18 protein-coding genes and 1 pseudogene are annotated in these 25,398 nt (G+C 70.4%); 7 read left to right on the top strand and 12 right to left on the bottom strand.

Annotated features, from left to right (window positions below; genetic code table 11):
- Positions 1–145 precede the first annotated feature (145 nt).
- Together ACFHW0_RS11425 and ACFHW0_RS11420 are read right to left on the bottom strand one after the other, a co-directional pair.
- Positions 146–1,660 carry an ATP-binding protein gene (locus tag ACFHW0_RS11425; protein ID WP_416607250.1) on the bottom strand — a complete coding sequence of 505 codons (1,515 nt, stop codon included), beginning with the start codon at positions 1,658–1,660 and terminating at the stop codon, positions 146–148.
- 43 nt (positions 1,661–1,703) lie between these two features.
- Entirely contained in the window at positions 1,704–3,689 is a 1,986-nt protein-coding gene (locus ACFHW0_RS11420) for an AIPR family protein (protein WP_416607248.1), read from the bottom strand.
- Between the two features lie 377 nt (positions 3,690–4,066).
- On the opposite strand from ACFHW0_RS11420, the gene dcm reads away from it, so the two are divergent.
- Positions 4,067–6,025 carry a DNA (cytosine-5-)-methyltransferase gene (gene dcm, locus ACFHW0_RS11415; RefSeq protein ID WP_416607246.1) on the top strand — a complete coding sequence of 653 codons (1,959 nt, stop codon included), beginning with the start codon at positions 4,067–4,069 and terminating at the stop codon, positions 6,023–6,025.
- Here dcm and ACFHW0_RS11410 read toward each other — a convergent pair.
- Complete coding sequence (locus tag ACFHW0_RS11410; RefSeq protein WP_416607244.1) at positions 6,015–7,331, bottom strand: ATP-binding protein; 1,317 nt, start codon at positions 7,329–7,331, stop codon at positions 6,015–6,017. The two genes, dcm and ACFHW0_RS11410, sit on opposite strands and share 11 nt — an antisense overlap.
- 395 nt (positions 7,332–7,726) lie before the next feature.
- On the bottom strand, positions 7,727–8,260 hold the full coding sequence (locus ACFHW0_RS11405) for a very short patch repair endonuclease (RefSeq protein ID WP_416607313.1): 534 nt from the start codon (positions 8,258–8,260) through the stop codon (positions 7,727–7,729).
- Between the two features lie 617 nt (positions 8,261–8,877).
- On the opposite strand from ACFHW0_RS11405, the gene ACFHW0_RS11400 reads away from it, so the two are divergent.
- From ACFHW0_RS11400 to ACFHW0_RS11380, 5 genes are all read left to right on the top strand, one after another.
- The gene (locus ACFHW0_RS11400; RefSeq protein ID WP_416607242.1) at positions 8,878–10,701 is read left to right on the top strand and encodes an Hsp70 family protein; all 1,824 of its coding nucleotides are present in this window, start codon (positions 8,878–8,880) and stop codon (positions 10,699–10,701) included.
- 49 nt (positions 10,702–10,750) lie between these two features.
- Complete coding sequence (locus ACFHW0_RS11395) at positions 10,751–12,733, top strand: hypothetical protein (protein ID WP_416607240.1); 1,983 nt, start codon at positions 10,751–10,753, stop codon at positions 12,731–12,733.
- A 231-nt stretch (positions 12,734–12,964) separates the two neighbouring features.
- Positions 12,965–16,126: a BTAD domain-containing putative transcriptional regulator gene (locus ACFHW0_RS11390; protein WP_416607238.1), complete on the top strand. Its 3,162-nt coding sequence runs from the start codon at positions 12,965–12,967 to the stop codon at positions 16,124–16,126.
- Positions 16,123–17,256, top strand: a complete 1,134-nt coding sequence (locus ACFHW0_RS11385) for a DUF2637 domain-containing protein (protein WP_416607236.1) — start codon at positions 16,123–16,125, stop codon at positions 17,254–17,256. The genes ACFHW0_RS11390 and ACFHW0_RS11385 overlap by 4 nt, the downstream gene beginning before the upstream one ends.
- A 108-nt stretch (positions 17,257–17,364) precedes the next feature.
- On the top strand, positions 17,365–17,895 hold the full coding sequence (locus ACFHW0_RS11380; protein ID WP_416607234.1) for a hypothetical protein: 531 nt from the start codon (positions 17,365–17,367) through the stop codon (positions 17,893–17,895).
- Positions 17,896–18,176: 281 nt separating this feature from the next.
- Here the strand turns inward: ACFHW0_RS11380 and ACFHW0_RS11375 are convergent.
- From ACFHW0_RS11375 to ACFHW0_RS11350, 6 genes and pseudogenes are all read right to left on the bottom strand, one after another.
- Positions 18,177–18,575 (bottom strand): annotated as a pseudogene (locus ACFHW0_RS11375) (DUF4262 domain-containing protein); the annotation flags it as partial.
- Between the two features lie 16 nt (positions 18,576–18,591).
- Positions 18,592–18,960: a hypothetical protein gene (locus ACFHW0_RS11370; protein ID WP_416607232.1), complete on the bottom strand. Its 369-nt coding sequence runs from the start codon at positions 18,958–18,960 to the stop codon at positions 18,592–18,594.
- 107 nt (positions 18,961–19,067) lie between these two features.
- Positions 19,068–19,604, bottom strand: a complete 537-nt coding sequence (locus ACFHW0_RS11365) for a hypothetical protein (RefSeq protein WP_416607230.1) — start codon at positions 19,602–19,604, stop codon at positions 19,068–19,070.
- Positions 19,601–20,212: a hypothetical protein gene (locus tag ACFHW0_RS11360; RefSeq protein ID WP_416607229.1), complete on the bottom strand. Its 612-nt coding sequence runs from the start codon at positions 20,210–20,212 to the stop codon at positions 19,601–19,603. The genes ACFHW0_RS11365 and ACFHW0_RS11360 overlap by 4 nt, the downstream gene beginning before the upstream one ends.
- Before the next feature lie 293 nt (positions 20,213–20,505).
- Positions 20,506–22,143 carry a VWA domain-containing protein gene (locus ACFHW0_RS11355; protein ID WP_416607227.1) on the bottom strand — a complete coding sequence of 546 codons (1,638 nt, stop codon included), beginning with the start codon at positions 22,141–22,143 and terminating at the stop codon, positions 20,506–20,508.
- Positions 22,144–22,174: 31 nt separating this feature from the next.
- Positions 22,175–23,341 (bottom strand): AAA family ATPase, encoded by a 1,167-nt coding sequence (locus tag ACFHW0_RS11350; RefSeq protein ID WP_416607225.1) that lies wholly within the window; start codon positions 23,339–23,341, stop codon positions 22,175–22,177.
- 132 nt (positions 23,342–23,473) lie between these two features.
- Between ACFHW0_RS11350 and ACFHW0_RS11345 the strand changes: the two genes are divergently transcribed.
- A complete protein-coding gene (locus ACFHW0_RS11345; RefSeq protein ID WP_416607223.1) occupies positions 23,474–23,635 on the top strand; it encodes a hypothetical protein in 162 nt (53 codons plus the stop codon).
- A 50-nt stretch (positions 23,636–23,685) separates the two neighbouring features.
- Here ACFHW0_RS11345 and ACFHW0_RS11340 read toward each other — a convergent pair whose 3' ends face one another.
- Both ACFHW0_RS11340 and ACFHW0_RS11335 read right to left on the bottom strand, forming a co-directional pair.
- Positions 23,686–24,168: a hypothetical protein gene (locus ACFHW0_RS11340; protein WP_358114987.1), complete on the bottom strand. Its 483-nt coding sequence runs from the start codon at positions 24,166–24,168 to the stop codon at positions 23,686–23,688.
- A 100-nt stretch (positions 24,169–24,268) separates the two neighbouring features.
- The gene (locus ACFHW0_RS11335; RefSeq protein ID WP_416607222.1) at positions 24,269–25,363 is read right to left on the bottom strand and encodes a DUF4314 domain-containing protein; all 1,095 of its coding nucleotides are present in this window, start codon (positions 25,361–25,363) and stop codon (positions 24,269–24,271) included.
- Between the last annotated feature and the right edge of the window lie 35 nt (positions 25,364–25,398).

Raw genomic sequence — 25,398 nt, 5'->3', positions numbered from 1 at the left:
GGTCCGCGTAGCCCGACTCGCCTGGCGTGGGGGTCGACGAAGAGCACGAGTCGGGGTGACCCGGTGATCGGGTGGTCGATCGGGACACTGCTTCTCAGGTAGTCGCTGAAGCTGTCGGTGCTGAGGTGACGGTCTGCCGGTGTCGTCATGAGCGGGCCTCGAAGGTGGACCTCTCTGCCTTGGCCGCGGTGGTGAGGACCTCCTGCCAAAGGTCGATGTTGTCCTTGTCGCGGGCGCCGAAGTGCGCACCCTCGAAGACGTTGCCGGCGAGCAGGAACAGCAGGGCCTTGAGAACCGGGGCGTCGTTGGCGCCGCCGCGTCGTCCGCCGAGCAGGGCCCGCCGGTACGCCTGGTTGAGCCACAGCGTCCTGGTTCCGCGGTCGAATTCGAGAAACGCGTCGGTGGTGAAGCGCTTCCACTGGATGTTGAGGGGTTCCTCGGGGAGTAGCGGCAACTCGTTGCGGACCTCACGGGACACCTTGGGGTGGAAACCCTTGCCGGGTGGTAGCACAGCCTTACGGCGTGCGGTCGTCCGTCGGTTGGCGTTGATCCATGCCGCCTCGGCGGCCTGAAGGTAGTCGGTGATCGTGGTGCCGTCGTCGGCACGTGCCGTGGCGACGGCCTGGGCGAAGCGGGGCCCGGCCGACACGCGAGACTTCTCGGGGTTCATGACGAAGAGTCCGGTGGTGTCCCCGTCGATGTCGATACAGACCCGAGCAAGCTGGAGTCGGGTGTCGGAGGCGTGGATGCCCTCCCAGCCGCCGGCGTGCAGGAGTCGTCCACGGCGGTAGAAGTAAAGGCCCTGTCGGGCCTCCGCCCCGCCGGGCAGTCGGTACTCCGGGGAGTTGGAACGGCGCGGCCAGATGTGACAGCGCATCAGCAGGTCGGTCTCGCTGGTCCGTACCCTCAGGTCCTTGGGCCAGCCGGGCAGTGTGTCGGGGTAGGCGAAGGGGTCGGTGGGTGCCACCGGGTGACGGACGCCGACGCCGAGCTGAATGTCCTCGACATCTATGACGATTCGGATGTCACGTTCGGCGAGGATGCGGTGGAAGGTCAGGCCCAGGTGTCCCTGCAGGTGCGAGATGGTGCGGCTGAGGAACTCGTCGACCTGCTCGGGGTCGTCGGACGACGGTAGGCCGTGTACCTGGTCCCAACGGACGATGGTGCCTGATCCGCTGGTGGGGAGTTGCCAGTTGCGGTCGAGCTCCGCGGCGGCAAACGTACCGGCCACGATGTCGCAGGTGTAGTCACGCTTGCCGGAGGTGAGTTTCCAGCGTCTTCCCACGGCTGCGTGTCCGGGTGCGCGGGACAGCACGGTGAGGCTGGCGGCCTGGCTGAACGAGGCTGCCTTGAGTCCGAGGCCGAAGTGCCCGAGGTCCTCGCCGGTGTAGTGGCGGTTACCGCCGACGGTCATCGCCGCGTCGATGTGGTCGGGCTTGATGCCTCGGCCGTTGTCGACGACGTAGAGCCCAACCAGGCGGGTGCCGCGTTGGACGAATCGGACGAGGATATCGGTGGCGCCGGCGTCGATGGAGTTGTCCACCAGGTCGGCGAGGGCGGTCTCCAGGGAGTGGTTGCGGCCCAGGGCGTCCATTGCCCGCGGGTCCGGCGGTAGCTGCACCGCTCCCTCGGTGGGGACCTCCTGAGACCAGACGGACATTTACGCTCCAGTGGGTGTGGCCGGTGTGTGACGGGCGGAACTGTCAGAAGCCGTTGACGGGACGGAATCCGTGGCGTCGGGCGTGGCGCATGGCCTCCAGCGCGCCGCGCAGGTGCTTGCCTGCGGGGTCCCAACCCTGGTGCAGGGCTTGGGCGACCTCGGTCACCGACCGCCGTTGCTCTGGGCTGAGGATCCCTGTGGCGGCGCCCCAGGCGGTCAGGTCGCTCCAGTCGGCCCCGGTGGTATCCCGGACCAGCTGCAGGTCGTCGCCGTAGGTGTCGACGTCGGCGAGTTCCGTCTCCAGCTGCGGCGGGATGACCCAGTCGAGTTCGCGTACCGCCGTCCAGCACTCCGGTCGTTTGGTCCACTCGCCCACGTTGGTACGGCCCTCGGGTGGCGACGTGATGACCTTCTGCACAAGCGGGCACAGGTCGGTTATTGCGTCCTGCAGCGCGGGCGTGAGGTCCTGGTTGCGCCAGATGCGGTCGAGGTCGACCCTTTGGCTGGTGGCGTGGGCGAGTTTCGCGATGGTGTAGGTGACAATGTTGGCCTTGTACCCGCCGAAGTTCTGTCTGGCGACGAGTTTGTCGACCTTCCTGAAAAGGATTGCCTTGGCCACCAGGTGTCGGCAGTACTGCTTGTCGACCACCGGTTGCTGCTCGTCCAGCCGCTGCGAGAACAGAGTGAAGTTCTTCTCCGCCCCGAGGCTGACCAGATGCGGTTCCATACTCCAGGAGTGCTCGAACTTGGCCAGGTCGGACTTGGTGAACTTCTGGGCTGACGGGTTGGCGGCCTTGAACACCTTCTGCCGGGCCGGTGTCCCCTCACGGGTGAGAGCGTTGGCGTACTGGCCGCGGGCCCGTTCGTAGAACCAGTGGGTGTCGTGCGGATGGGCGGGGCTGGGCGGTGCCCACAGGGTCCGCATGATCCGCTCAACGTCGACGTGGAAGGCACTGTTCGCCTTCAGGTCCGAGGCGGTGACGCGGTTCTGGGTGTTGGAGTAGGCGGAGATCTGCGGGACGATGTCGTCGAGCCGGTCCGGCGAGACAACCGTCAGCTTCATCTGCACGTGCGCGGCACCGACGTCGACCTTGTTGCGGTGGGCGTGGTGGATGGTCGCGGTGGTCTGCCCTCCGTTGACGATCTGGAGGTGGTGGATGCGGCGGATCACCCGCTGACCGGACGCCGTGTCACCGAACTCGACTTTCGAGGCGGTGGCTGCGATCCCGTTGTTGTAGGCGAGGAACCGCTCAGGATTGCTCTTCAGGGTGTCCAGGATCCCTCGATTGACCGCGCCGCGGACCTGCAGGAAGGAGCGCACGTTCAGCTCCAGCAACCGAGCCCCGTGGGCGGAGTACAGCTCGGCCAGTCCGCTGGCGGGCACGATGGCCAACAGAACCGAGTAGTCCTCGTCGGTTCGCGGAGTGGCCAGGCAGGGCAGCCCTTCCGGGAACTCCGCGACGATCGGCTCGGCCTTACTCCCGGAGGTCGACCAGTTGGCCAGGCGTCGCAGGTCCCACAACTCCCGGCTGACGTGCCTGCCCTCGAACAGCATCGGCGCGATGCCATCGCGGACCACGCTGCGAGCGTTGGTGACCAGCACCAGACGCACCGACTCGACCCGACCGAATCTCTCACTGACGGTGGCACACATACCCGCCACGTCCGAGGAGCGTGCACGCCTGGTCAGGGTGCCGCCGACACAGCGGGACAGGAAGTTCTCCAAGCGCCTGAACGCCGCATCGACCTCGGCGCGGCCGATCTTGTGGCCGTCGTCTGCGCGGGGGCTGTAGTGGGTAAGAAACAGGTCCAGCGACCGGTCGTCAGATGCGGCACCGTAGCCGCTGACCTCGACACCGTGGTCCTTGAAGTGCACCGCCACGGCATCCTCGGTGTGTCCGTCGGCGGCCAGCTGGTCGAGCATCAGCTGGGTGAAGGCTTCCTGAAGGTCGCTACCCTCGATCTCAGCCTGGGTCCTGACATCCTCGATGAGACCGTGCGCGTAGTCGCTGACGTCCGACTCAGCCACGCGCACCCCTGTGCCGCAGGACACGGGTACGGCACAGCGGGCCGCACATCCCGGGCGGACTTGTGAGGGGCATGCAGTTCTCCGGGGGATCGTTCGGCATGTCGGGTGACGGTACGCGCCGACTCGGTCGCTGATGGCACCAACTCTCCCTGATGAGGACAGGACCGACAAGACCCACCGGGCTGAGTCTTGATCACCGCATCGGTCCTGTTCCGGGTCAGTCGAACCACCTGTGGCGCGACCGGAGCCCGAGGAGTCTCGTGCGCTCCCGTCAGGCGGACGATCCGTCGTGACGACGCGGGGGCGGCCGACGCGCGGCGTCGAACCGCGGAGGTAACCTGCGCAGTGCGTTCTGACTGATCGGGGAGGTGACGCGGGTGACGGACGATGCCGTCGAACGGCGTCGGGCGGGTTACGGAGTCAAGCTCGTGCGTGGCCCGTTCGTACGCCTGGCGCCACACCCTGAGGCGTGCAAGGACGACGCCGAGTTCCTTCGCTTCGCGGCGGCGTGCCGTGAGCGGGGTGAGCGGCTGGCGGCGGACCTGTTCAGTGGTGCAGGTGGCCTGAGTCTGGGCCTCACGGAGGCCGGGTTTCGTGTGGTCCTGTCGGCCGACCGCGACCCAGAGTCCGTCGAGACGCATCGTCACCACTACCCGGGCCTCACCCTCGACTGCGACCTGGGAGAGTCCACCAACGTCCGACGGATCGCCGATCTGGTGAAGGAGGCGGGGATCGAGCTGCTGGCCGGCGGCCCACCGTGCCAACCCTTCTCTCGGGCGGGCCGCTCACTGATCCGTCACCAGGTCCGTCACGGTCTCCGCCCGGCGCACGACGAACGCCGGGACCTCTGGCGCTCGTTCCTGGAGGTCATCCAGCTGGCCAGACCCGCCGCCGTGATCATGGAGAACGTCCCCGACATGGCGCTCGATCGGGAGATGTTCATTCTCCGCACCATGGTGCACGAGTTGGAGTCGATCGGTTACGCGATCGAGGAACGGGTCGTTGACACCCTGCGCTACGGCGTACCCCAGTTCCGCCAGCGGTTGATCCTGGTTGCGCTGCGAGATGGAGTCGCCTTCGACTGGCCGACAGAGGTACCGGACCGGGTGTCGGTGTGGAACGCGATCGGCGACCTACCCGAGGTCGAGGGCGGCTGGAGGCCCGAGGGTGGCGCCGACGGCTGGTCAGACTACGCCGGTCCCGCTTCTGCCTTCCAGAGGCAGATGCGTCGCGGTGTTGCACGGGCGGACACGGGCAAGGTCTTCGATCACATCACCCGACCCGTACGCGAGGACGACCAGCGAGCCTTCGACATGATGGACGCCGGCACCCGATACTCAGACCTACCGGAGGACGTCAAGCGCTACCGCGACGACATCTTCGACGACAAGTACAAGCGCCTGAGCGAGGACACCTACTCCCGCACCATCACCGCGCACATTGCTAAGGATGGCTACTGGTACATCCATCCCCGACAGGACCGCACACTGACCGTGCGTGAGGCCGCGCGGCTACAGACCTTCCCCGACTGGTTCCGCTTCGCCGGCCCACCCACGGCCGCGTTCCGCCAGATCGGTAACGCCGTACCGCCGGCGCTCGGCACCCAGCTCGGGCGCGCCGTCATGGCAGCGCTGGACGCCTCAGAGCCAGTTGCCTACCGCAGCCGCGACATCGCCCAAGCCCTTGCGACCTGGTTCGACGACCTCGGCGAGCTAGCCCTCCCGTGGCTGTGCGCCCGGACGCGGTGGCAGGTCATCTCCGCGGAGATGCTTCTCGACCGGGCAGCACCCGAGCAGGTCCGAGTCCTCTGGTCACTGCTCGAACGATGGGAGCAGCCGCAGGATACCGTCGACGCCGGCGACGAACTCGTCGAGATCGGGCGGTGGATCAACCGGGAGCACCGCGCCGAGCGGCTGCTCGAACTGGCGCGCACGCTCACCTCGCAACCGGACCTGCTCGACGACGACAAGATCCACAACCTTCGCGGGGTCGACGCCTCGGTAGTCGACCTCGCCGTCCTCGCGATTCCAACGCGCGACGAGGACAACGCGGAGGAACCCGTGCTCATCACCAAGGGCACCCACCGCGTCGCCGCCCGCTTCACCGGCGAGCACGTCGAACGCAGCCACAGGATGACCGCAGGGCGTCTGGCCATCGCCCGAATGATCGGCGATGACACCAACGCGCGGCGGGCACACCTTGGCCTGATCGAGCTAGCCACTACCGTCTGCCGCCCCACCGACCCTGCCTGCTCACGCTGCCCCGTCAACAAGGCATGCAGCGAGGCAGCGAAACGGGGTAGTCGGACGGACCGGCAGCCGGTGGTCAGTCCCTGAAGCCGAGCGCGGCGGCGACGTCAGGGGCTTCAGCCCGCAACCTCTCCCCGATGCGTTGCAGGGCCGCGTACTCACCCGCACGCATAGCAGCGGCTCGGAGCGCCAAGCCGACAACCGGCATCGGCGGCGTCGCCCCAGACGCCTCGCTGCGAGACAGGGCGGCCAATTGCTCGGAGGCCACCCTCAGGCCCTCGGAGGCACCGCGCGAGGTCTTGCGGTAGGCGTCGTCCGCCCGCATGCACAGCTCGTGCACCGGACGTTCGAGCAGCTGACGCAACTGCGGCGGCATCGCCACCCTGATCTTCGCCACGTTGATGTTGAACACGACGTCAAGATCCGTGTCGAAATCCAGTGCCGCCCGCGCGAGCTTCGTGTGTTCGTCGATGCCCCGCATGCCGTTCCAGCCGCCCCACTGGACCAACCGCTGGGCACGGTAGACGTACAGGCCCTGCTGACGGTTCCAGTTCAGCGGGCCCGAGAGCCGCTCGAACTCCGCCTGCGACGAGAACTGGTCGCGGGACGGCAGGACGTACCGCTGCAATGACACCGTGCCGGTGGCCTCACCGACGGTCACTTCGAAACGGAGCGGAGGAAGCACCTCCCGTGATGGCTCGTTCGGGGCGAACGGGTTCCACGGCCGGACCTTCTCGCCGTTGACCGTGATCACGAGGCCACCGCCGACCTCGCCCTCAAGAAAGCGGTGGAAAACCGTACCCAGGTGGTCAGCCGTCCTGCCCGCCAGTGCCTCCAACCGGCGACGCGCCCAGCCGCCCTCTGGCTTACGTTCGGGCAGAACGCGGTCGAGTCCGCGCCAGAGCACCACGGTGCCCCCCGTGTCCGCCACCGTCTCGCGGGCCTTGGCGACCTGCTCGTCGTTCGCCGGTTCGGCGACGACCCAGTCATCCACCTCGGCGATGAGATCGAGGTCGATCATCCGCGACACGGTGCGGGCCGTGGCCGCCCTCCTGCGACTGACCACCGTCAGGGACCGGCACTGCGACAGAGAGGCGGTCTTCAATCCCAGCCCGTACCGGCCGAGGTCGCCGCGACCGTAGTCGCGCCGGCTTCCGTAGCGCAACGCCTCCAACAGGCCGTTGGCGCTCATACCCTCGCCGTCGTCGGCGATCATCACCCACGACTCGGATCCGTCGAACACGATGTCGATCTCGACGCGACTCGCGCCCGCGGCAACACTGTTGTCCACCACGTCGGCCACGGCGGTCGGAAAGTCGTAACCGATGTCGCGCAGCGAGTCGGTCAACCGCGCAGCAGACGGCGCCACGCTGTACAGGTTCCGAGCGCTCACGACGCCTCCTCCGGTCGAAAACGATGACGGGGACCAGGATGTCATACTCTCCCGCCAGTCACACCGTCGGACGCACACCAGTTCGACGGCAATCAACCCGTGACCGGCAGTCACACGTGCGACCGCCGGTCAGCCGGGCTCGGACCAGCCTCCGGAAGCATGGAGCGGCCACGGCCCATCCGACATGCAACGGTGGGTCCAACCCGGGCGGCGGACCAATGACAGAAGCGGGCCGCAGGGGGACCGGGGCGCACGCCGCCGACCCTAAGACGGGGGTACGACCGGCGCGATGGATCGAACGACCAAGGTTCTGATGTGCCTCGCGGCGGCCCTAACCGGCTCGCCGCGCTGCAGGTAAAGGAGCACTTCCCGGCTCACGGGCGGCAGCAGGGAGGTTAGTTAGGGGCGGAACGCCGGCCCGGTGAACGGCGGGCGACCGAACCCGCAGGAAGGGTGTCCGGACATGACGGGTCACGCACCACATCAGCAACCCGGCGTGCCGCCTCACCTGCCTCTCGGCGCACCTCGCACTCCCACACCCTGACCACTCGCCAGCCGGCCCCGACCAACTCGTTGTCTACCCGTCGGTCACGCTGCCTGTTCGTCTCGATCTTCGCCGCCCACCTGTCTGCGTTGGGACCCCGAAACCGGGATGGCCCGTGCTGAGGACATCCGTGCCAGAAGCACCCGTCGACGAACACCGCGACGCACGGGCCCGGAAATACGAGGTCCGGCCGGCACCGGTTGAACAGGGTTCGGCCCAAGCGATATCGAAGGCCGAGAGCGTGCACGGCGCGGCGCAACGCGACCTCGGGTGCGGTGTCCCGTGTGCGGCGGCCCCGCAGGTGGCTCCCCTCGGTCGTAGCCACCCAGGGTCTTCCCGAAGCGCTACCCGGCGGCGGGAAGCCACCATCGCCGTGGTTCGTCATCACACCCCAGCCCGACCATATCCGCACGAGCACCGGCGGCTCTTCACCTCGCCGCGTCACCACCTGAACCTTGGTCAGAGATCGTGTCCCGTCGCCCGACGGTGGTGAACAGTCTCGTGCCGCCAACAGCCATCGATAATCTCGCACCTCGCATGCGTCCTGTACGCATCCCCGCCGTCGCTCTCGTCGGGCTCGGCGTGCCTGTCACAGGCGCGGTGCCTGCGCCCCACGACTGCTGCCGGGACCCGTCGAAGGCGACAGCCTAATCGCAGCTCACTTTCGTACCGTCACCGGACAGGACTCCACGAGCGGCTGCTCCGTGCTTCCTACTGCACGACGGCCAGCGGCGAACGTGACATCCGCGAGCGGCTGCTTGGTCATGGCCCACCTAGAGGGGGTGCAACCCGCTGGGCCATGCCGCCTCTCGCCGCTGGTGCAGTTCGTCCGAACAGCTGGCGGACCGGTTACCCATCGGCGGGCATCGAAAGCGTGGTGCCGGTCTCGACGCCGATCGTCGCTTGCTGTGAGTGGTGCGTGGGTGACGTGAATGTGATCCTCATGTTTGACTGGGATCTATGCGGGCGGGGGAAGCGCGGCTGGCAATCGACTGCGGGAGCGTGGGCACGACTGCGGCGGTGGCATGGCCGGACGGCAGTTGGACGCCGCTGCTGTTCGACGGCGAGCCGGACCTGCCGAGCGCTGTACTGCTCGCCCCTGACGGTGCCATGCTGACCGGTCATCAGGCGTGGCAGGCGGCCGCGAGCGCGCCGGACCGGTTCGTTCCGGCACCGCGTCACTCACCTGACGAGCACCGCCTGGCCATCGTCGACACCGAGGTGGACGGCGTCGACCTGGTGGCCGCGACGCTGCGCCGCGTCGCCCATGAGGCGTACAACGCGGTCGGGGCGCCGGTGGAGGATGTGCGGCTGGTGGTGCCCGCCGGGTGGGGGCCTCGACGGCGCACCTGGTTGCGGCAGGCCGCCCATCGCGCGGGTCTGGCGCAACCGCGACTGGTCGAGGGGCCGGTCGCTGTCGCCGAACATCTGCTCGCCACCGGCGTACAACTGCCGGTCGGTTCGTTCCTCGTGGTCTGCGACGTCGGAGCAGGGGCGGAGGTCACCGTCCTGCGCCGAGGACCGGCCGGATTCGAGGTCCTCGCCACCCTGGCCGACCCGGCCGCCGGAGGCACGGCGATCGACGACGCCGTCATCATGGCCCTCACCGCCCACGACGGTCCGCACGACGGGGACGGCGGCCGGTGGGCTCTCGCTGCCAGCGTCCGGGCCGCGAAGCACGCCTTGGCCGACCACGCGGCGGTGACTCTGCCCCTGCCCGACGCGTCGGCCACGGTGCTCACCGTCGGGCTGCTGGAACAGGCCGCTCATCCTGTCCTACAGCGCGTCGCGCACCTGGCGGCCGAGGCGATTGCCGCAGCGGAAATCAGCGTGCACGACCTTGTCGGCGTGTACTGCGTGGGCGGTGTCGCCCGGTTACCGCTGCTGCGGCAGGTCCTCGCCGACGCGGTGCCGGTGGCCCTGACCGTTGTCCCGGAGCCGGCGATGGCGGCGGTACGTGGCGCTGCCGACGTCGGCGCCACCAGCCCCGGCGCGGCGGCGGTACCGCCGGAGGTGCCGGTGCCGCCGGTACGGCGCGCCGTGGCGATCGCGGTGCCCGGCTTCGCGTCGCTGGGCCTGGTCTCGCAGTTCCTGCTCACGCCGGAGTGGAACGGCACCATGATGTACCGGTCAGCGGTGCTCAACTGGGGTGAGCTCGCGGTGGCGGCGGTGTTCGCGGTGATCGCTAGCCTTGGCGCAGGCACCGTCCTCGGCTCGGCGGTCGCCGCCCGGACCAGCCTGGCGGCGGGACCGTCGCTGAGCCCTGGCTCGCAGACCGGCACTGGGATCCTGGCGTCAGCGTCCCTCGGCGTCGCTGTCGTCGGCATGTACGCCGTGGTCGGCAGTCTCTATATCGGTGATCCCGTCGGGGGATTCCTGCGGTGGTCGCTGCTGCCGGTCGCCCCGATCGTCGCCGCAGCCGCGGTGATGGCCCTCGTCGCGGCCCGGCAGTGGCGCACGCCGGTGGGCGGTTGGTCGCAGATGCTCGCCTTTCCGACCGGGTCGGTGATCACCGCCGGGGTGGGCATGGCGATGATCCAGTACTCGCTGACCGCCGACCGCTGGCCCGACATGGTGGTGTGGATCGACCTCGCCGGTCGTGTTGGTGGCCTGCTCCTCGGCGTTGGAACCATCATGGCGGTGGTACCCCAGCCGATCCTGCGGCTGATCCTGGGCGCACCACTGGGGGTCATCACCGCCGCGTTGGTCAGCAGGCCGGCCTCGGGGATCCTCGGGGTCATCTACGCCATCGCGGTGGCCGCATGGTGGCTGCGTCAGCTGTGGACATGCATCTTGCCCGGCAGAAATGGTCGACCGCTCCGATGAGACTGTCGGCCACGGCACGCTGCCGCGTCCACACGAAGGGATGGCGGCGGTGAACTGGCCCCGCCGGGCGATGGGCATCACGCTCGTACTGCTGGTGCTGGCGGCTCCGCCATGGCTGCTGGCCACCGTAGTCGGGCCGCCGCTGCTTGGATGGCCGACCGGGGCGCAGTTCCGCGACTGGATCGCGGACCCGCTGACCCCGCAGGCACTCACCGTCGGACTCACCGCCCTGGCATGGCTGCTCTGGCTGGCGGTGGCCTACACGGTCGCGGTGACGGCTGCCCGTCGGCTACGGGCCGGAGCCCGCTGGCTGCGCCGCCTGCCGCTGCCCACGCCGTGGCAGGCCGCTGCGACGAGCATGGCCGGCGCCGCCGCCCTTACGACCGCCCACGCCCCCACCTCCGACCTGCCGGACGTGCCTCTCCCGGCGTCCACCGAGGGACCCCACCAGCGCCCCTCCGACGTGACAGTTCGGGCCGACGAAGGAGTGACGGTTGCCGGGGGCTGGCTCCCCGACGAGACCGCCCGACAGGTCACTGCCGCAGCAGCCCTGGTGTGGCTGCGCCGCCGTCGCGCCTACCAACCCGGCCGCGATTCCGGCGATGCTGCACCGCTGACGCCGATGCCGGACACGGTGAACGCCGTGCGGGCAGCCGTCGCCGACCGCAAGCCGCCACCGTCCACCACCAAGGCCGCAGTGCCGGACCTGCCCGCTGCCGGGGTGGCGTACATCGGTGACGGTGCTGCCGACGCCACCCGCGGTGTTCTGGTCACGCGCCTACTCGCCGCCCTGCGCGACCCACCCGACACCGCCCGGGTGCTTGTCACCCGCACCGCGCTGACCACCCTGCTGCCCGACCTCGCTGCCGCAGCCATCACGATCCCCGGGCTGAGAGTCGCCGACACCGCCGAGGAAGCCATTTCGCTGCTGCCGTCCCCAGCCGGCGCGCCCGCACTGTTCGAGGGCAGCAGCGGCCCCCTGGTGCTGATCACCGCCTCGCCCTCCGCCGCAACGGCTGACCGGCTGACCGGCCTGACGAGGAGAGCACAAGTTGTCGCGCTCGGCGCGGCACCACTCGGGTGCACCTGGCACATCGACCGCCACGGTCACACCATCGACGTCCGGACCGGGCAGGCGGGGCCGCGGCTGTGCGTCCTCGATCGCACCGCCGCGACGGACCTGCTCACCGTCCTCGCCCAGCCCACGCCCTCGGTGTCCGACGGCACCTCATCGACGCCCGCACCACAGAAGCCGGCAGTCGACGTAAGCGTTCGGATTCCCCGCCAGATTGGCAGTGACATCCCACTCGAGGTCATCCCGTCACCCGCCGCGTCGCCAGCGGTCCAGTTGCGGGTGCTCGGCCGCCCCGCCCTGACCATCGACGGGCAGCCGGTCACCATCCGACGCAGCGCCGCCCTGCAGGTGCTGGTCCTCCTCGCCGTACACCCCGACGGCGCCACCACCACGCAACTGGTCCAAGCCATCTGGCCCGGCGTGCCCGTCCGCACCGTCACCGGCCGCCTATACACCACTATCAGCGCCCTACGCGCCGCCGTCCGCGCGACGACCCCCGTGACGGTGCTCGCCAGCACCGACGACCGCTACCACCTGGACCCCGACCGGGTCGATGTGGACCTGTGGCGGCTGCGCACAGCCGCCCACCATGCCGCCGCCAGCCTGACCGATCCGACGCCCGCCTGGCAATCGGTGATCGACGCCTACACCGGTGACCTCGCCGCAGGTCACACCTGGCCATGGATCGACCAGCCCCGCGAGGCCATCCGCCGTCTGGTCCTCGACGCCTACGCCAACCTCGCAGCAGCGCACAACAACCCGCACGACAGGCTGCGGACCCTGCAGGCGGCGATCCTCGTCGACCCCTACAACCAGGACCTGCACCAGCGCGCCGCAGACGAACTCACCTCGCTCGGCGACCCGGCCGCCGCCGAACGGCTCCTGCACGCCCACCAGCAGCTTCTGCACCGCAGCGGTGTCGCCGCCAGCGAGACACCAGTCGGCACCCACCGCTGACCGGGCCGGTACACGGCCCGCACCGCCGGCACTGGAGGCATTACGTGTGCAGATGCGCGGCCACCCGCCATCGGGTTGACCTGCGGGTGTAAGGCCGTGTGAGGAGGTGTAAGGCGCTGTCAGCCGGCATTTCATCCCGCCGCTGTCCCAGTAGTCATAGCGTCACGGCACCGCCCATCCCGCCTGACGACGCCGCCTCACGTCGCGGGTCGGACGACGAACGGACGCCACATGACTTCCCGCGCCGCCCGTTTTCTCGCGATCGCTACCAGCGCCCTCACCACGACTGCTGTACTCCTCGTCCTCGCCGTCACCGGCACCTGGACCACGGCAATGCCCGCACCGGGTGCCATGCGGCAGTGGATCACCCAACCGATCAGCGCCGACTTCATCGCGGCTCTCGCCGCCACCGCTGCGACGGCACTGTGGCTGCTGCTGTCCACCGCCATCTTCACCCACGCCTACCGCGCACTCGGCCACCAGCTTCGCTGGACGGCCAAGGTCCGCCTTCCCAGCCCGATCCAAAGCCTCACGGCGGCGCTGCTCGGCGCGACCGCCGTAACCACAGTCGCCGGCGCCACCGCCCACGCCGCTCCCGTCACCACCAGCGGCGGCGACCTCCCCGCCGCTGAACCCGCCACCACCGCGTCCACCCCGCCATCCACGGAACTGACCCACTCGGATCCGCCGCAGACCACGCGGGCAGGGCCCACCTACACCGTGAACCGCGGCGACAGCCTCTGCCGGATCGCCGAGCGGACACTCGGCGACGCCGACCGTTGGCCGGAAATCTATGCGCTCAACCGCGGCACACACTTTCCCCGTGTCGGCGGCACCCTGCGCGACCCGAACCTCATCTACCCCGGCTGGACCCTTGACCTGCCCGCCGACGCGACCCCGCCCACCCGGCCACCGAGCCACCCGCCACCGCGCAAAGGCCCTCCCCACACCCAGCCGCCGCAGGCCCCGCAGTTACCCCCGACCAGTCCGGAGCCGGCCACCAGCACGCCCCGCGCGCCCACTGCCTCACCCCAAACCACCACGGCTCCGAGCCGCAGTGCCGAGGCGCCGGCCCCCGCCACCCCTGACACGGCGAGCCCGGCGACACACGACACCAGCCGCACCGGCGACCGGACGACGCGGGGAGTGTGGTTGCCCAGCGGCAGCTGGGTCGACCTCAGCTTGGCCCTCGCTATCGCCGCCGCGGTCGCGCTGGTCTGGGCGCACCGGCGGCGCCGCTACGTGCCCCGCGAGCCCACGGCAACTCCCCACATGAACGCCCCGGCCCTGGCTCCGATGCCTCAGGTGGTCAGGCAGTTACTGCGCGGCCTGCGCCGCGCCGCCGGGGACAACCCCACCCTGTACGACCGGCACGGCGGCCACGACGATGACGCGGACGACTTCGTGGACGAGCCGCCATCTACCGGCACGGGCGACGGCGGCGAGGTCCAGGAGGCCGACACTCAAGGCGCAACCGCCCGCTCTTCCTGCGACGACGGCGAACCCGCGCCGCCGCTGACGTTGGACGACCCACCGTCGGCGCTGTGGCCGTCGACCGGATTGGAACTGACCGGTCCCGGCGCGGAGGCCGCCGCTCGGGGACTCCTCACCGCAGCCCTGGCCGCCGACGGCGCGCAGCACCCAGAAGTCCCCACCGAGGTGGTCGTCCCGTCAACGACCACAGTCATGCTGCTGGGCACCGCGGCCCTCACCCTGCCGCACACGCCCCGGCTGACCATCACCGCCAGCGTGGACGAGGCACTGGAACTCCTGGAGGCCCAGACGATGCGACGTACCCGTCTGCTGCACCAGCACGAGGTCGACAGCGTCACCGAGCTGCGTCGCGTCGACCCCTACGAGGAACCGCTTCCGCCGGTCATGCTGCTGACCGCCGCTACGAGCCGCCGAGAGTGTGCCCGTATCGCCGGCCTCCTCGCTCAGGGAAAGCACCTGGATATTCACGGGGTGCTGCTCGGCACCTGGCCCGAGAACGACACCGTTACCGCCACCGACACCGAAGGCGCCCCACCCACTGACGCCGCTCGACTCGCCGTGCTCGACCCGAGCCAAGCCATCGTTGTCGCCGCCGACGGCACCACCAGCCGCGCCGACGGTCAGGACGCCGACCACTTCGGCCACCCGGCCGACATCGGCCGGCTGGCCGTCCTCACCCCTACCGAGACCATCGACCTGCTCATCACCCTCGCCGAGTCCCACACCGGCCAGCCACAGACACCCGCACCGATCGAAGCAGCCAGCACCGCTGCCGAGGAACCGGACAGCCCCAGCCGACCGAAAGAACAGAAGATCCCCTCCCAGGCCGTCCCGCCGAAGGCAGATACCCCCTCTTTCTCCGAGGATGGCGCCGCACTGCCGGCATCCGGCCCCGGACCCGTGCCTGCCGCCACGACGATCGCACCGACTCCCTCCGACAGCGGACAGACGACGATCACCGAGACGGCGGCGGCCACCACGCGCGCCGGCACTGCCACCGCATCCGCTGCGGACACAACCGATGACGGTGGGGGCAGCGACAGCGCGACGACGCGCGCCATGCAAGAGCCGGACATCGACGGAGCAGCCGGAAACAGCCGGCAGGCCGGTCCGGGTCGAGTGGAGGTCACCGTGCTCGGCCCCGCCGCTATCGCCGACGTGCCACCCGGGCCGACCCTGCGCAAGAAGGCCCTCGAGGTGCTCGTATACCTGGCGGTACACGACGGCAACGCCTCCGCCGAGGCGATCCTCGACGACCTGCTGCCCGATGCCCCGGCCAACAAGGCACCCGGACGGCTCTACACCTACGTGTCAGACCTGCGCGCCACCATGCGCCGCACCGCAGGACCCGGCACCTACCTCACCCATCCCAACCACCGGTACGCCCTCGACCGCGACATGATCGACGTGGACCTGTGGCGCATGCGCGCCGCGATACGCGATGCCAACCAGGCCACCGAGCCGAGCGAACGTCTCGCCGCGCTGCGCCGCGCGGTCGACACCTACGGCGGTCACCTGGCCGAAGGCGCCGACTACGAATGGATCGAGCCCTACCGCGAAGCGATACGACAGCAGGCCCTGGACGCCTATCTGGCCCTCGCTGACGCCCTCGCCGGCAACCCGGCCGAGCAACTCCCCGTTCTCGACGCCGCGATCCGCCACAACCCGTACGCCGAAGAGCTGTACCAGCAGGCGATGCGGACGCGGGCCGCGCTCGGACACCTCGATGCGGTTCGCGCGCTGCGCCGTGCCCTGACCCGCGCTCTCAGCGAGATCGATGCCGAGCCGAGCGACGAGACCATGGCCCTGGCCGACCAGTTAGTCGCCCAGACGCAGCGCCCCACCCGACGCTCTGACCTGCGACCGGGACCTCAGCCTGGTGACGGAGCGGCTTCATGACCGCCACACCGCTACCCCCGCAAAACTCCGCCCGCACCCCGCAGGAGGCGGACATCGATCCCAGGAACCTGACCCGCCTACGGTGGGCCGTGCGGGCCGTGCTCACCCTCGGCGTTGCCGCGTCCATCGCGGCGAACGTCCTGCACGCCCGGCCGAACCTCATCAGCCAGATCATCGCCGCATGGCCACCGCTGGCGCTGCTGCTGACCGTCGAACTCATCTCGCGGGTCCCCGCAGACCGACGCGGTCTGGCCGCCGCACGACTGATCGCCGCCGGTGTCATCGCCGGCATCGCCGCCTGGGTGAGTTACTGGCACATGGTCGGCGTCGCCGCCCGGTACGGCGAAACCAGCGCCGCCGCCTCCTACCTGCTGCCCATCTCCGTCGACGGGCTCGTCGTCGTAGCCAGCATCAGCCTGGTCGAGATCGCGGGACGGATCGGCAACCCCTCCATCAGCCCCGCCGACGGTGAGAAATCCGCCACCGTGCCAGCCGAGATGCCGATCCCGACGGCCGAGCCCCAGAGCCTGAAGGCACCGACCCCCGACTCAGGGGTGCCTCCGGCAGCGCAGATGGCCCCAGACCTCGACGTACCGCCGACGGACATGCCGGAGGCCGCGATCCGCAGAGACGAGAGCGCGCCTCCGATCGCGGACACCAGCGGGCACAAGCCGACCGGTGCAATCGACCACGAGGACGCTCACCTCGCCCGGACCGGTGACGACGCCGCGGCGCCCCCGCACGCACCGCCGCTGCGGGGCACGGAACCCTCACACCACGCTACAGAAGGATCTGGAACCAGCAGGTCGCGCACCACTGGCTCTCCAGGCACCCCCGTCGAGAAGGCGAACGAGCAGAACAGGGCCCATCCTCCGGGCGCTGCCCACAGAATTGAGCTAGAACCCTGCGAAGGTCAGGGATGTGGCCCCGTACCGGAGGGCGGCAGAAGCAGCGCAGAGGTGCCGCCCGGCACCGCTGGGGCCGTCGCCTACTGGTACCGCAGGGATCCGTCGCTGCATCCGGCCGAGATCGCCACTAGAATCGGTCGGTCTGAGCGTACCGTCCGCCGTTACTGGCCACCCGTGCCGCGCACCGCGAACGAGCACGACACCAGTCGCTCCGCGAAATAGGTTGGCGCCTTTTAGCCCGAGACGACGTACAAGGAATCGATCCAACGGCTCAGGGCTCCGCGTCAAGCCGACGCGGGGCCCCGAGCGCGTTCCGAAGGAGCTGGATCCGTGCCGACGGTCGTCGACGCTGTCATTCCCACCGACAACGGCCTGTTTCTGGTTCGGGACGTCGATGCCACCAGCCGTGCAGCCCGGCTGGCTGCCTTCCAGGCTTCCCGCATTCCCAACAGCCGTCGCGGACGTCTCTGCGCCGCCGCCAGCGGCATCCTCCTCGTCCGTGGCGCCCACCAGATGACCTGCCCCCGGATCCGAATCGAGGTTCTGGACGTCGCGCCCGCCGACGAGCCGCCCTGGCACTGGGAACCACGGACCACATTGGAACTCGCCACCGGCCGGCTCGTGGTGGAAGCGGACCCGAGCTTCCCGCTAGACGTACCGGAGGTCCACCTGCCCGACGGGCCGGGCCGCTACGCCGTCGCACTCGGAGACACCGGCCGCGCCAAGATGCAGCAGGAGGCCGCCCGGGTGGGCGGGGCGACCCTCTCCGCCTCCTCCGACGACTCCTTCGCCGCCTGGCGAAGCCTCGACGGCACCGAGCAGTACCTGATCCGGCTCTGGCCCGACCGCCGGAACGGTTAGCCTCGGTCCTCCATCACGGCGGTCGCTGACAGCTGCTGGTCGACGATGTTGGTTTGGGCTGGTCGGCCGGTTCGCTGGCACGCTGATGGCCCGACGCTGGGCCGGGTTCCTCCGTGCTGCGTGTTGAGGTGTGAGGGTTCGGGGTCAGCCGGCGGGTCGTGGCAGTGCGGCGAGACGGCTGATTGCGCCGGTTAGGGCGTTGGTCCATGGCCAGTCAGCGGCGATGGCGATGGCTGGGCGATCAGCGGCTGTGCCTGCGGGGCGAAGCTGTACCCGTCTTCCCAGGGGAACCGGTTGTGCCGGTCGGGCCACACGAGCTGTTGGAGGCGGATCCGGTCGCGGCCGTAGCGGTTGATCGCCATCGCGGGTGGCAGTTCGTCGGTGGGTGGTCCGCCGATGACGATCGCGTCGTAGCCGGCGATGAGGTCGCTGATGCGCTGGCCGTGGGTGAACCGTTCGGCCTTGTCGTAGACCCGGCGGGCCAGGTCGTTGAGGAGACTGTGGGCGACCTCGGGTGGCAGTCCGGCGGTGATCAGTTCGGGGTAGTCGTGGGCGGTGAGTCCGACGGTGTAGGCGAACGGAACGGTGGCGTCGTCGGTGGGCAGCACGTGGGTGACGGCCCAGCCGGTGGTTTCGATGATTTCTTCTTGGCGTCGGAGGAAGTCGTCGATGTCACGCATGAGGGGTGTCTCCTGATCATTCGGGGGTTCGGGCGGAGTCCGGGTCGGGTGGCTCGACGTCGACGAAGCCCCAGAGTCGTTCCATGACCTCGAGTTGCCAGGTGCGGTAGCGGTCGGCGAAACCACGGCAGACCGCGGGCGGGACCGGACTACCGGCGTAGGGCAGGGTCGAGTGGCAGATGATGTAGCCGGCGCCGCCGCGCGCCTCGGTCACCATCTGCTTGAGCCGGCCGGGTTCGAGGTGCATGGGGTTTCCGGGCTTGAAGATGCAGGTGGCGCACTCGCGGGTGAGCCGTCGGGTCTTGCCCAGTTCCGGGTCGCCGACGCTGAGTCCGGGTGACCGGTCGGTACCTGGTTCGTCAGCGGGATCGGACAAGCTGTCCATAGCCAACTCCTTGTCACTGCGGCGCGGAGCCCGCATCGGTGGATGCGGGCCCGGCGGATCCGGGTGAGGGGAATGCCTCGGCGCCGGGTGGCGCCGGTCTGGCCTGGTCAGAGCTGACCCAGCCAGGTCAGCACCGTGTCGACGTCGGCACGGCGCAGCCCGTCGCACGGGTCGACCGGGTGGAGCAGGGTGGGTGCGCCGCTGGCGGTGCGCTGGCCGGCGGCGGTGGGGTCCTTGCCGCCGAACTCGTCGTCGAGGACGGCGAGTGGCCGTCGCGCAGCCCAGGCGTACAGGTCGGCGAGTTTGCTCTGGTGGCCGAAGCGGACACCGCCGGCGTGGATGGGGATGTGCGGCCAGGTCGGCAGGTCGAGTCGTGGCGCGATCCATGCGGCGGCGAGGTGGTTCCACCTGGTGCACCACACCGGTTGGGCGTGCTCGGCCAGTTCCCGCAGCCACGGCCCGTGGTCGGGGTGCAGCCAGACGGTGCCGGTGACGCGCCGGCCGTCCGGGTCGGGCCCGTCGTAGCGGTGCGGTCGGTAGCCGAGCGTCTCGGCGTGGGCCGGGTCGGCGGGGTTGAGGACGCCGTCGACGTCGATGGCCACGATGGGTGAGGCGGGCTGTGCCAGTGGTCGGGTGCTGGTCACCGCTGGGCCTGCTCGATGGTGACCGGGTGCAGCGGCACGGTGAGCCGGTCGGCGGCGCGGCCGGGCCCGTCCGCGGGTTGCCACCTGTCGGCGGCGGCGCGGGTGGGGAACGGGCCGACGGCGGCGAGCCAGCCTTCGGTACGGTCGAGCAGCACGAGAACAACGGCCCGCGCGTCGTCGGGGGCTGGCCGCAGGACCGGGACGAGGTCGGGCGGTAGGCCGACCCAGCCGGTTGCGGGTAGCGCCGTGACGGCGGGGTCGTGCAGCGGCACGGGTTTGGTCACGGCGAGCGTGGTGCTGTCGAGCGCGAGCGTGGCGGCGTGGGAGCGGGCCGCTTCGGCGCCGCTGGTGGGGCCGTGGGCGCCGAGTTCGCCGCTGGTGTGGACCGCCAGCAGCGCGTGCGGATCGCGGATCTCCAGGGAATCGAGGACGGCGAGGGTGATCGTGTCCCCGGTGTGCATGTCGCGCAGGGTGAGCAGGACCGGCCGTCCGTCCAGGTCCCGGTTCCAGAAGATGGCGTCGAAGTGTTCGCTGGTGACATCGCTGAGGCGCCGCCAGGCGCGGTTGTCGGTGTCGAAGGGGCATTCGTCGTCGGTGCCGTAACGCATGAGGAACTCCTTGATGGGCAGCGTCGTACCGCGTCCCGGACCGGGTCGGTCGGGACGCGATGCATGCACGCTTCGATGGCGCGGGGTGGTCAAGTCGCGGAGGCAGCAGCGGGGCCGTTCAACATCGGCCCTCCGCGAGATACGAGTCGGGCGGCCTGTGGCGGCCCCCGCATTCCTGGCCCTGGTACGTCGTGGGTCCCGGCGCGCGGTGCTGCCCGGCCACGTGGCCGGGCAGCACCGTGGCGCGGGTGGGACTGGTCGGCCGTTGGCTCAGGGCCGGCCCCGGCCGGGAATCAGGCCTGGGTGAGGGCGGTGACGGCGGCGTCGGCGATCGCCGCGATGGCCCCGGTCGGGTCGGTGACGGTCAGGGTGGTGGCGTGGGTGAAGGTGTGCCCCCAGATCTGGTCCGGGTCGGCCGGTTCGCCGCCGGTGGGCGGGTCGGCGGGGTGTAGCCACAGCACGGCGCAGCCGGCGCGGTGCAGGGTGGTGACGAGTTGCTGCCCGGCGGGGATGTCGTCGAGGTAGCCGTCGGAGACGACGGCCAGCATCCGCAGGGTGCGGCCGTGGCGCAGGTCGAGGAGCTGGTCGGCCACCTTGACTGCTTCCGGGAAGGTGGCGGTGGCGAGGCCGGTGCGCATGTGCAGCACCTGCCTGGGGTAGGTGCGTGGAGGCACCAGGACGGTGGTGCGGTCGCCGAACCCGATGGTGGTGGTCGTCGCCTCGGCACGGCGTGCCGCGTTGGCGAAGATCCACGCGGCGGAGGACATGGCCTCGGTGTAGCGGCGCATCGACCCGGACAGGTCGACCAGGACCGCCAGGTGCAGGCGGGGTTTCTCCGGAGGCAGTTGCGCGCGTTGCTGCCACGGGGCGGCTGTCGGGAGTTGTCCGGCGGCAGTTTGTGCTTCGGCGGTGATGGCCTGCCGGGTCCGTAGACGACCGGGTGGGATGGCCGAGGGGCGCCGGCCGGGTTCGGGGTGCTGGGTGCGGGCCTGCCGCAGCCGGTTGGACAGGTCGCGGGCCGCGCGGTGTTCGTGCTCGGTCGGGTCGGTGCGGTCCCACTGGGCTGGTGGGCTGTGCCGGTGGGCCAGCAGCGCGGTGGCGTACTCGGTCGGGGTGACACCGGCGGCGACGGCGAGGTAGTCGACGAGGGCCGCGGCGAGGCGGCCGGGGAACATGCCGGCGTCCGGTACGGGCGTGTCGTACTGCTGGTCGGGGTCGATGCCGAGGACCTGGCACCATCGGCGGGCCAGGGTGATCATGGTGTCGGCGTCGGTGTCGTCGCAGGTGTGGGCCTCGCGCCAGATGTCGCGCAGTTGCCGCAGGCGTTTGCGGCCGAGGACGCTGGTGACCGCGGCCCGGACCGGGCGGACGTCCTTGCTGGTGACGATGCGGACGTCGACGCGGGCCAGCAGCAGGGCGGCGAGCTGCCCGGCGTGCCACGGGTCGTCGACGGCCGCGTCGTCGGGGTCGAGGAGGGTCTTCACGACGTGCCGCAGCCAGCGGCGGTCGCCCCGGCGGCGGGCGCGTTGGCGTCCCTCGGCCCGGGATTCCTCCAGCATGGCGGCGACGTCGGCGAGGATCAGCGGGGTGCCGGGCGGGGTGGTCCAGCGGCTGTGCGCGGCGTGCGCGGCGCCGTGCACGAGCAGCCCGTATCCGGTGGGCACGAGGCGCTTGTGTCGGGCCTTGGCCGGGTCGGTGACGTCGGGGCGCTCGGCGATGTAGGTGGCGTCGACCTCGATGCGGTTGAGGTTGGGGTAGAAGCATTCGGGGGCGTCTCCGGCGGCGCCGGGGGCGACGAGGACGGTGAGGTCGGTGCGGCCGGTCAGCAGCGGGACGTGCTGGGTCCATGCCTGCGACCAGGCCCGCCAGGCGGCGGTGCCAGCCGGTGCCGGCGGTGTGCCGGGGCGCAGGTGGGTGTGCGGGTGTGACACGGAGTGGCTCCTTCCAGAAAGGGGTGAAGGGTCAACGCTTGCCGAGGGCCAGCGCGGTGATGGGCGTGCCGGTGTGTCGGGACAGGGCGGCGGTGACGTCGTCGCGGGCGTCCTCGGGGGCGATGCCGGCCAGGTTGGCCAGGGCTGCGGTCGTGCCCAGGTGGTCGCGGACCTTGACGAAGCCGAGCAGCTCGCGCAGTTGCGGCGCCCAGACGGTCTTGCCGGCGGCGAGGTCGGCGTTGAGGTCGATCGCCGCGGCCACGACCTGCTTGGGGACGCCGAGTTGGCGGGCGAGGTCCCAGTCGGTGGTGACGTGCAGGTGGACGGTGAACCGGGAGGCCAGGGCCTCGGTGAGGACCGCGCCGTGCACGCCCGGGTTGTGGCCGGCGACGATGTAGAACCCGTCGACGGCTTCCACGGTCTCGTTGCCGTGGGCGGGGATGGTGATGACACCGCGGCCGTCCATGGCCGGGTACAGCACGGCCAGGACGCGGGGCGGGATGAGGGTGGCGTCGTCGACCAGCAGCACGCGCCCCTCCCGCATCGCTGTGACGAGGGGGCCGTGGACGAACTCGTAGCCGCCGCCGGGGACCGGGTTGTAGGAGCCGAGGAAGTCGTCGACGACGGTGTCGCCGGTGCCGGCGACGGTGAGCAGGTCGGGGAACGCGGCCTCGACCATGGCGGTCTTGCCGGTGCCGGGTGGTCCGTACAGCAGCACGGGCACCTGCTGGGCGCGGAGCCGTCGCAGTTCCTCGACGTCCCAGCCCCTGCCGAGCCGCCGTGGGTGGTACAGCGTCCCGTTCGGTCGTGCTACCGGCGCGGGCCGGGACTGCCGGCCGCCACCGGCACTGCCGCTGGAGCGGGTGCGGGGTGCGGCGGGTGGGAGGGTGCCGGCGGCGTCGATGCCGGCCTGGGTGATCTGGAAGCGGTGGTGCGGGTCGCGGTGGTGGGTGGCGTGTCCGGCGGTGGCCATCTTCTTCAGCGCCTCGAACACCGCTCCGGACGACGGTGCGCCGATGCCCCGGGTGATCTCGCCGACCTTGAGGATGTCATCGGGGTGGTCGGCCAGGTGCAGGGCGACCTTGCGGTAGAGGTAGCCGGACCGGACGGTGTCCGCCTCGGTGGTGGGAGTGCCGGCGCCGCTGGCCGGGGCCGGGTCGTTCTGCGGTGAACCGGCCGGCGGGTGTGGTGTGGTCATGGGGTTGCCTCGATTCCAGGGTCGGGCCCGCGCACCCGTCTCCGGATGCGCGGGCGGTGGGTACCGCACAGCGGAGACGGGTGGGGCCAACCTCTGCCGGCCCGGGCCGGGCAGGAGGGCGACCACACCCCGGTGGTGCTGAAGGGTTACGGCGACGCGCTGGATCGCCGCTGGTGCGTGCTGGTCGGTGTCGAGGCCGCGCGGGCGGTGTCGGCGCCGACGATGGAACCCCCACCTTCTCAATCGATCAAGTCGAATGGGCGCGCGGTGCGGGATCGCGGGAGCGCCGGCTGATTACGCGTGCACCGTGAGGGCCGGGAGACTTGCTGACAGCGCGGTCGTGGTCAGTCGGCGCAGCCCCGTTCGCAGCCCTGCGGGTCGCACTGCTGTCCCTCGGCCATCCGGGCCAGCGCCAGCCTGTCGTCGCCGTCGAGGTCGTCGAGGAACGGCCAGCCGAACCCGTCGGCGAACGCTTTGACCTTGGGCGCCCCGTACATCGGGTAGCCGGCGTGGTTCATCGCCGCCACGATGTCGTCGCGGCCGAGGAGCCAGGCGAGTTCGCCGAGCTTGTCCACCGACCGGCTCGCCGAGTTGCCGCGGTGGTCGAGGATCTTCCCGACGGCGAATCGCAGGTAGTCCCGGGCGTAGGTCTCGTGGTCGACCCGCTGGGTCCACTCGCCCGGGTGTCGAGGGGCGATGACCTGGCGGGCATGGTCGAGGTCGAGTGCCTCCACGAGCACCTCCTCCCGGAAGCCAAAGATGTCCCCGCGTCCGGCCCGGAGAGCCCAGACCCGGGTGACGATCTCCTCTTGGGTACGGATGGTCACTGGGGTTTCCTTCCTGTTGGTCTTACCTGTCGTGGGGTGAGGGATGCCGTCGCCGAATCCGGCTCAGCCCCGGCAGATGCCGCGTGGTTGGGGTGCCGGCCTATGCCTGGTCGGCGTCGGGCATGTCGCCGACGATCCGGTCGCAGGCGTACGGGTCGACGGCCTCCCAGCACCAGCTGCGGCCCATCACCACGTACCGACCGTCACCGTCCGGAGGGATGCGTTCGATGGCTTCCGGGTCGTCGGACAGGGCGCGCTGGTCGGCGACGATGACGTCGCCGTCGAAGGACAGGTCGGCCAGTTCCGAGTCCACCCGCCGGTCCAGGTCGTCGGCCGGTACGCCCTGCTCGCGCAGGCGGTGGCGGTACCGGTCGCGGTGGCGCTGCTGGTCGGCGACGATCGCCTCGGACACCGGGCGGGTGCAGGAGAACACCGCCCACCCGTTCCAGTGGTCGATCAGGGTGCCGACGAACCCGACCTCGATCCGGTCGTCGCCGTCGGGCCCGGTGGTGCGCGCCCACTCGCCGGAGAACACGCCGACACCGCCGATACGGACCCGGTCGGGGCGCAGGTGGGACACGTCGCGGCCGGTGGGGCTGGCCGCGAGGTGACACAGTTCAGTGACGCGGTCGGTGACGGCGGTGTCGTAGGCGTCGCGGTAGACGGCCATCGCCTCGTCGCGCTGTTGGATGCGCAGCCCGAACCAGCCGGAGACGGCGCCGTTGGCGTCGGCGAACAGCTCCCACCCGGCGGTGTCGATCGGATCTTCCGCCGAGGAGAAACGGGGCAGGGTGTCGAGGACGACGGGATCAACTTCGTTGATGCCGGCCAGGATCCGGCGTGCGGCCAGGCGGGTGCCGCCGCCGGCCCTGGCGCCGATGGTGTCCTGCGCCCACCACTCGGCGGCGGTACGGCCGGCCTCCGTGCCGGCGGCGCGCATCCGCTGCAGCACGGCGGCCCATTCGGCGGCCTCGGCGACCGGATCGCCGGTGGGTGGCGGGGTGGCGGCCGGTGCGATGCGGTCACCGTCGTTGAGGCACATCGACAGTGTCGAGCCGCTGTCCCAGGTGACCTCGACGATGTTGTGCTGCTGGTTGTGGCGGCGGACGGTGCCGGTGTCGCCGGGCCGCAGCAGGGTGTACGGGTCGGTGGTGTGGAGCAGGGCGACGCGCTGCCCGGCCTCGTAGCTGGTCATGGGGTTTCCGATCGGTTCTCGGGGGTCGGTGGAAG

The organism is Micromonospora sp. LOL_025, assembly GCF_048060285.1.
Taxonomy (GTDB): Bacteria; Actinomycetota; Actinomycetes; order Mycobacteriales; family Micromonosporaceae; genus Micromonospora.
This window is presented reverse-complemented; position numbering and strand designations above follow the sequence as displayed.

Coding starts and splice junctions, on each gene's coding strand:
- ACFHW0_RS11425 (WP_416607250.1), bottom strand. CDS start 1,660: ATGTCCGTCTGGTCTCAGGAGGTCCCCACCGAGGGAGCGGTGCAGCTA.
- ACFHW0_RS11405 (WP_416607313.1), bottom strand. CDS start 8,260: ATGACGAACCACGGCGATGGTGGCTTCCCGCCGCCGGGTAGCGCTTCG.
- ACFHW0_RS11390 (WP_416607238.1), top strand. CDS start 12,965: ATGACTTCCCGCGCCGCCCGTTTTCTCGCGATCGCTACCAGCGCCCTC.
- ACFHW0_RS11385 (WP_416607236.1), top strand. CDS start 16,123: ATGACCGCCACACCGCTACCCCCGCAAAACTCCGCCCGCACCCCGCAG.
- ACFHW0_RS11370 (WP_416607232.1), bottom strand. CDS start 18,960: ATGGACAGCTTGTCCGATCCCGCTGACGAACCAGGTACCGACCGGTCA.
- ACFHW0_RS11360 (WP_416607229.1), bottom strand. CDS start 20,212: ATGCGTTACGGCACCGACGACGAATGCCCCTTCGACACCGACAACCGC.
- ACFHW0_RS11350 (WP_416607225.1), bottom strand. CDS start 23,341: ATGACCACACCACACCCGCCGGCCGGTTCACCGCAGAACGACCCGGCC.
- ACFHW0_RS11335 (WP_416607222.1), bottom strand. CDS start 25,363: ATGACCAGCTACGAGGCCGGGCAGCGCGTCGCCCTGCTCCACACCACC.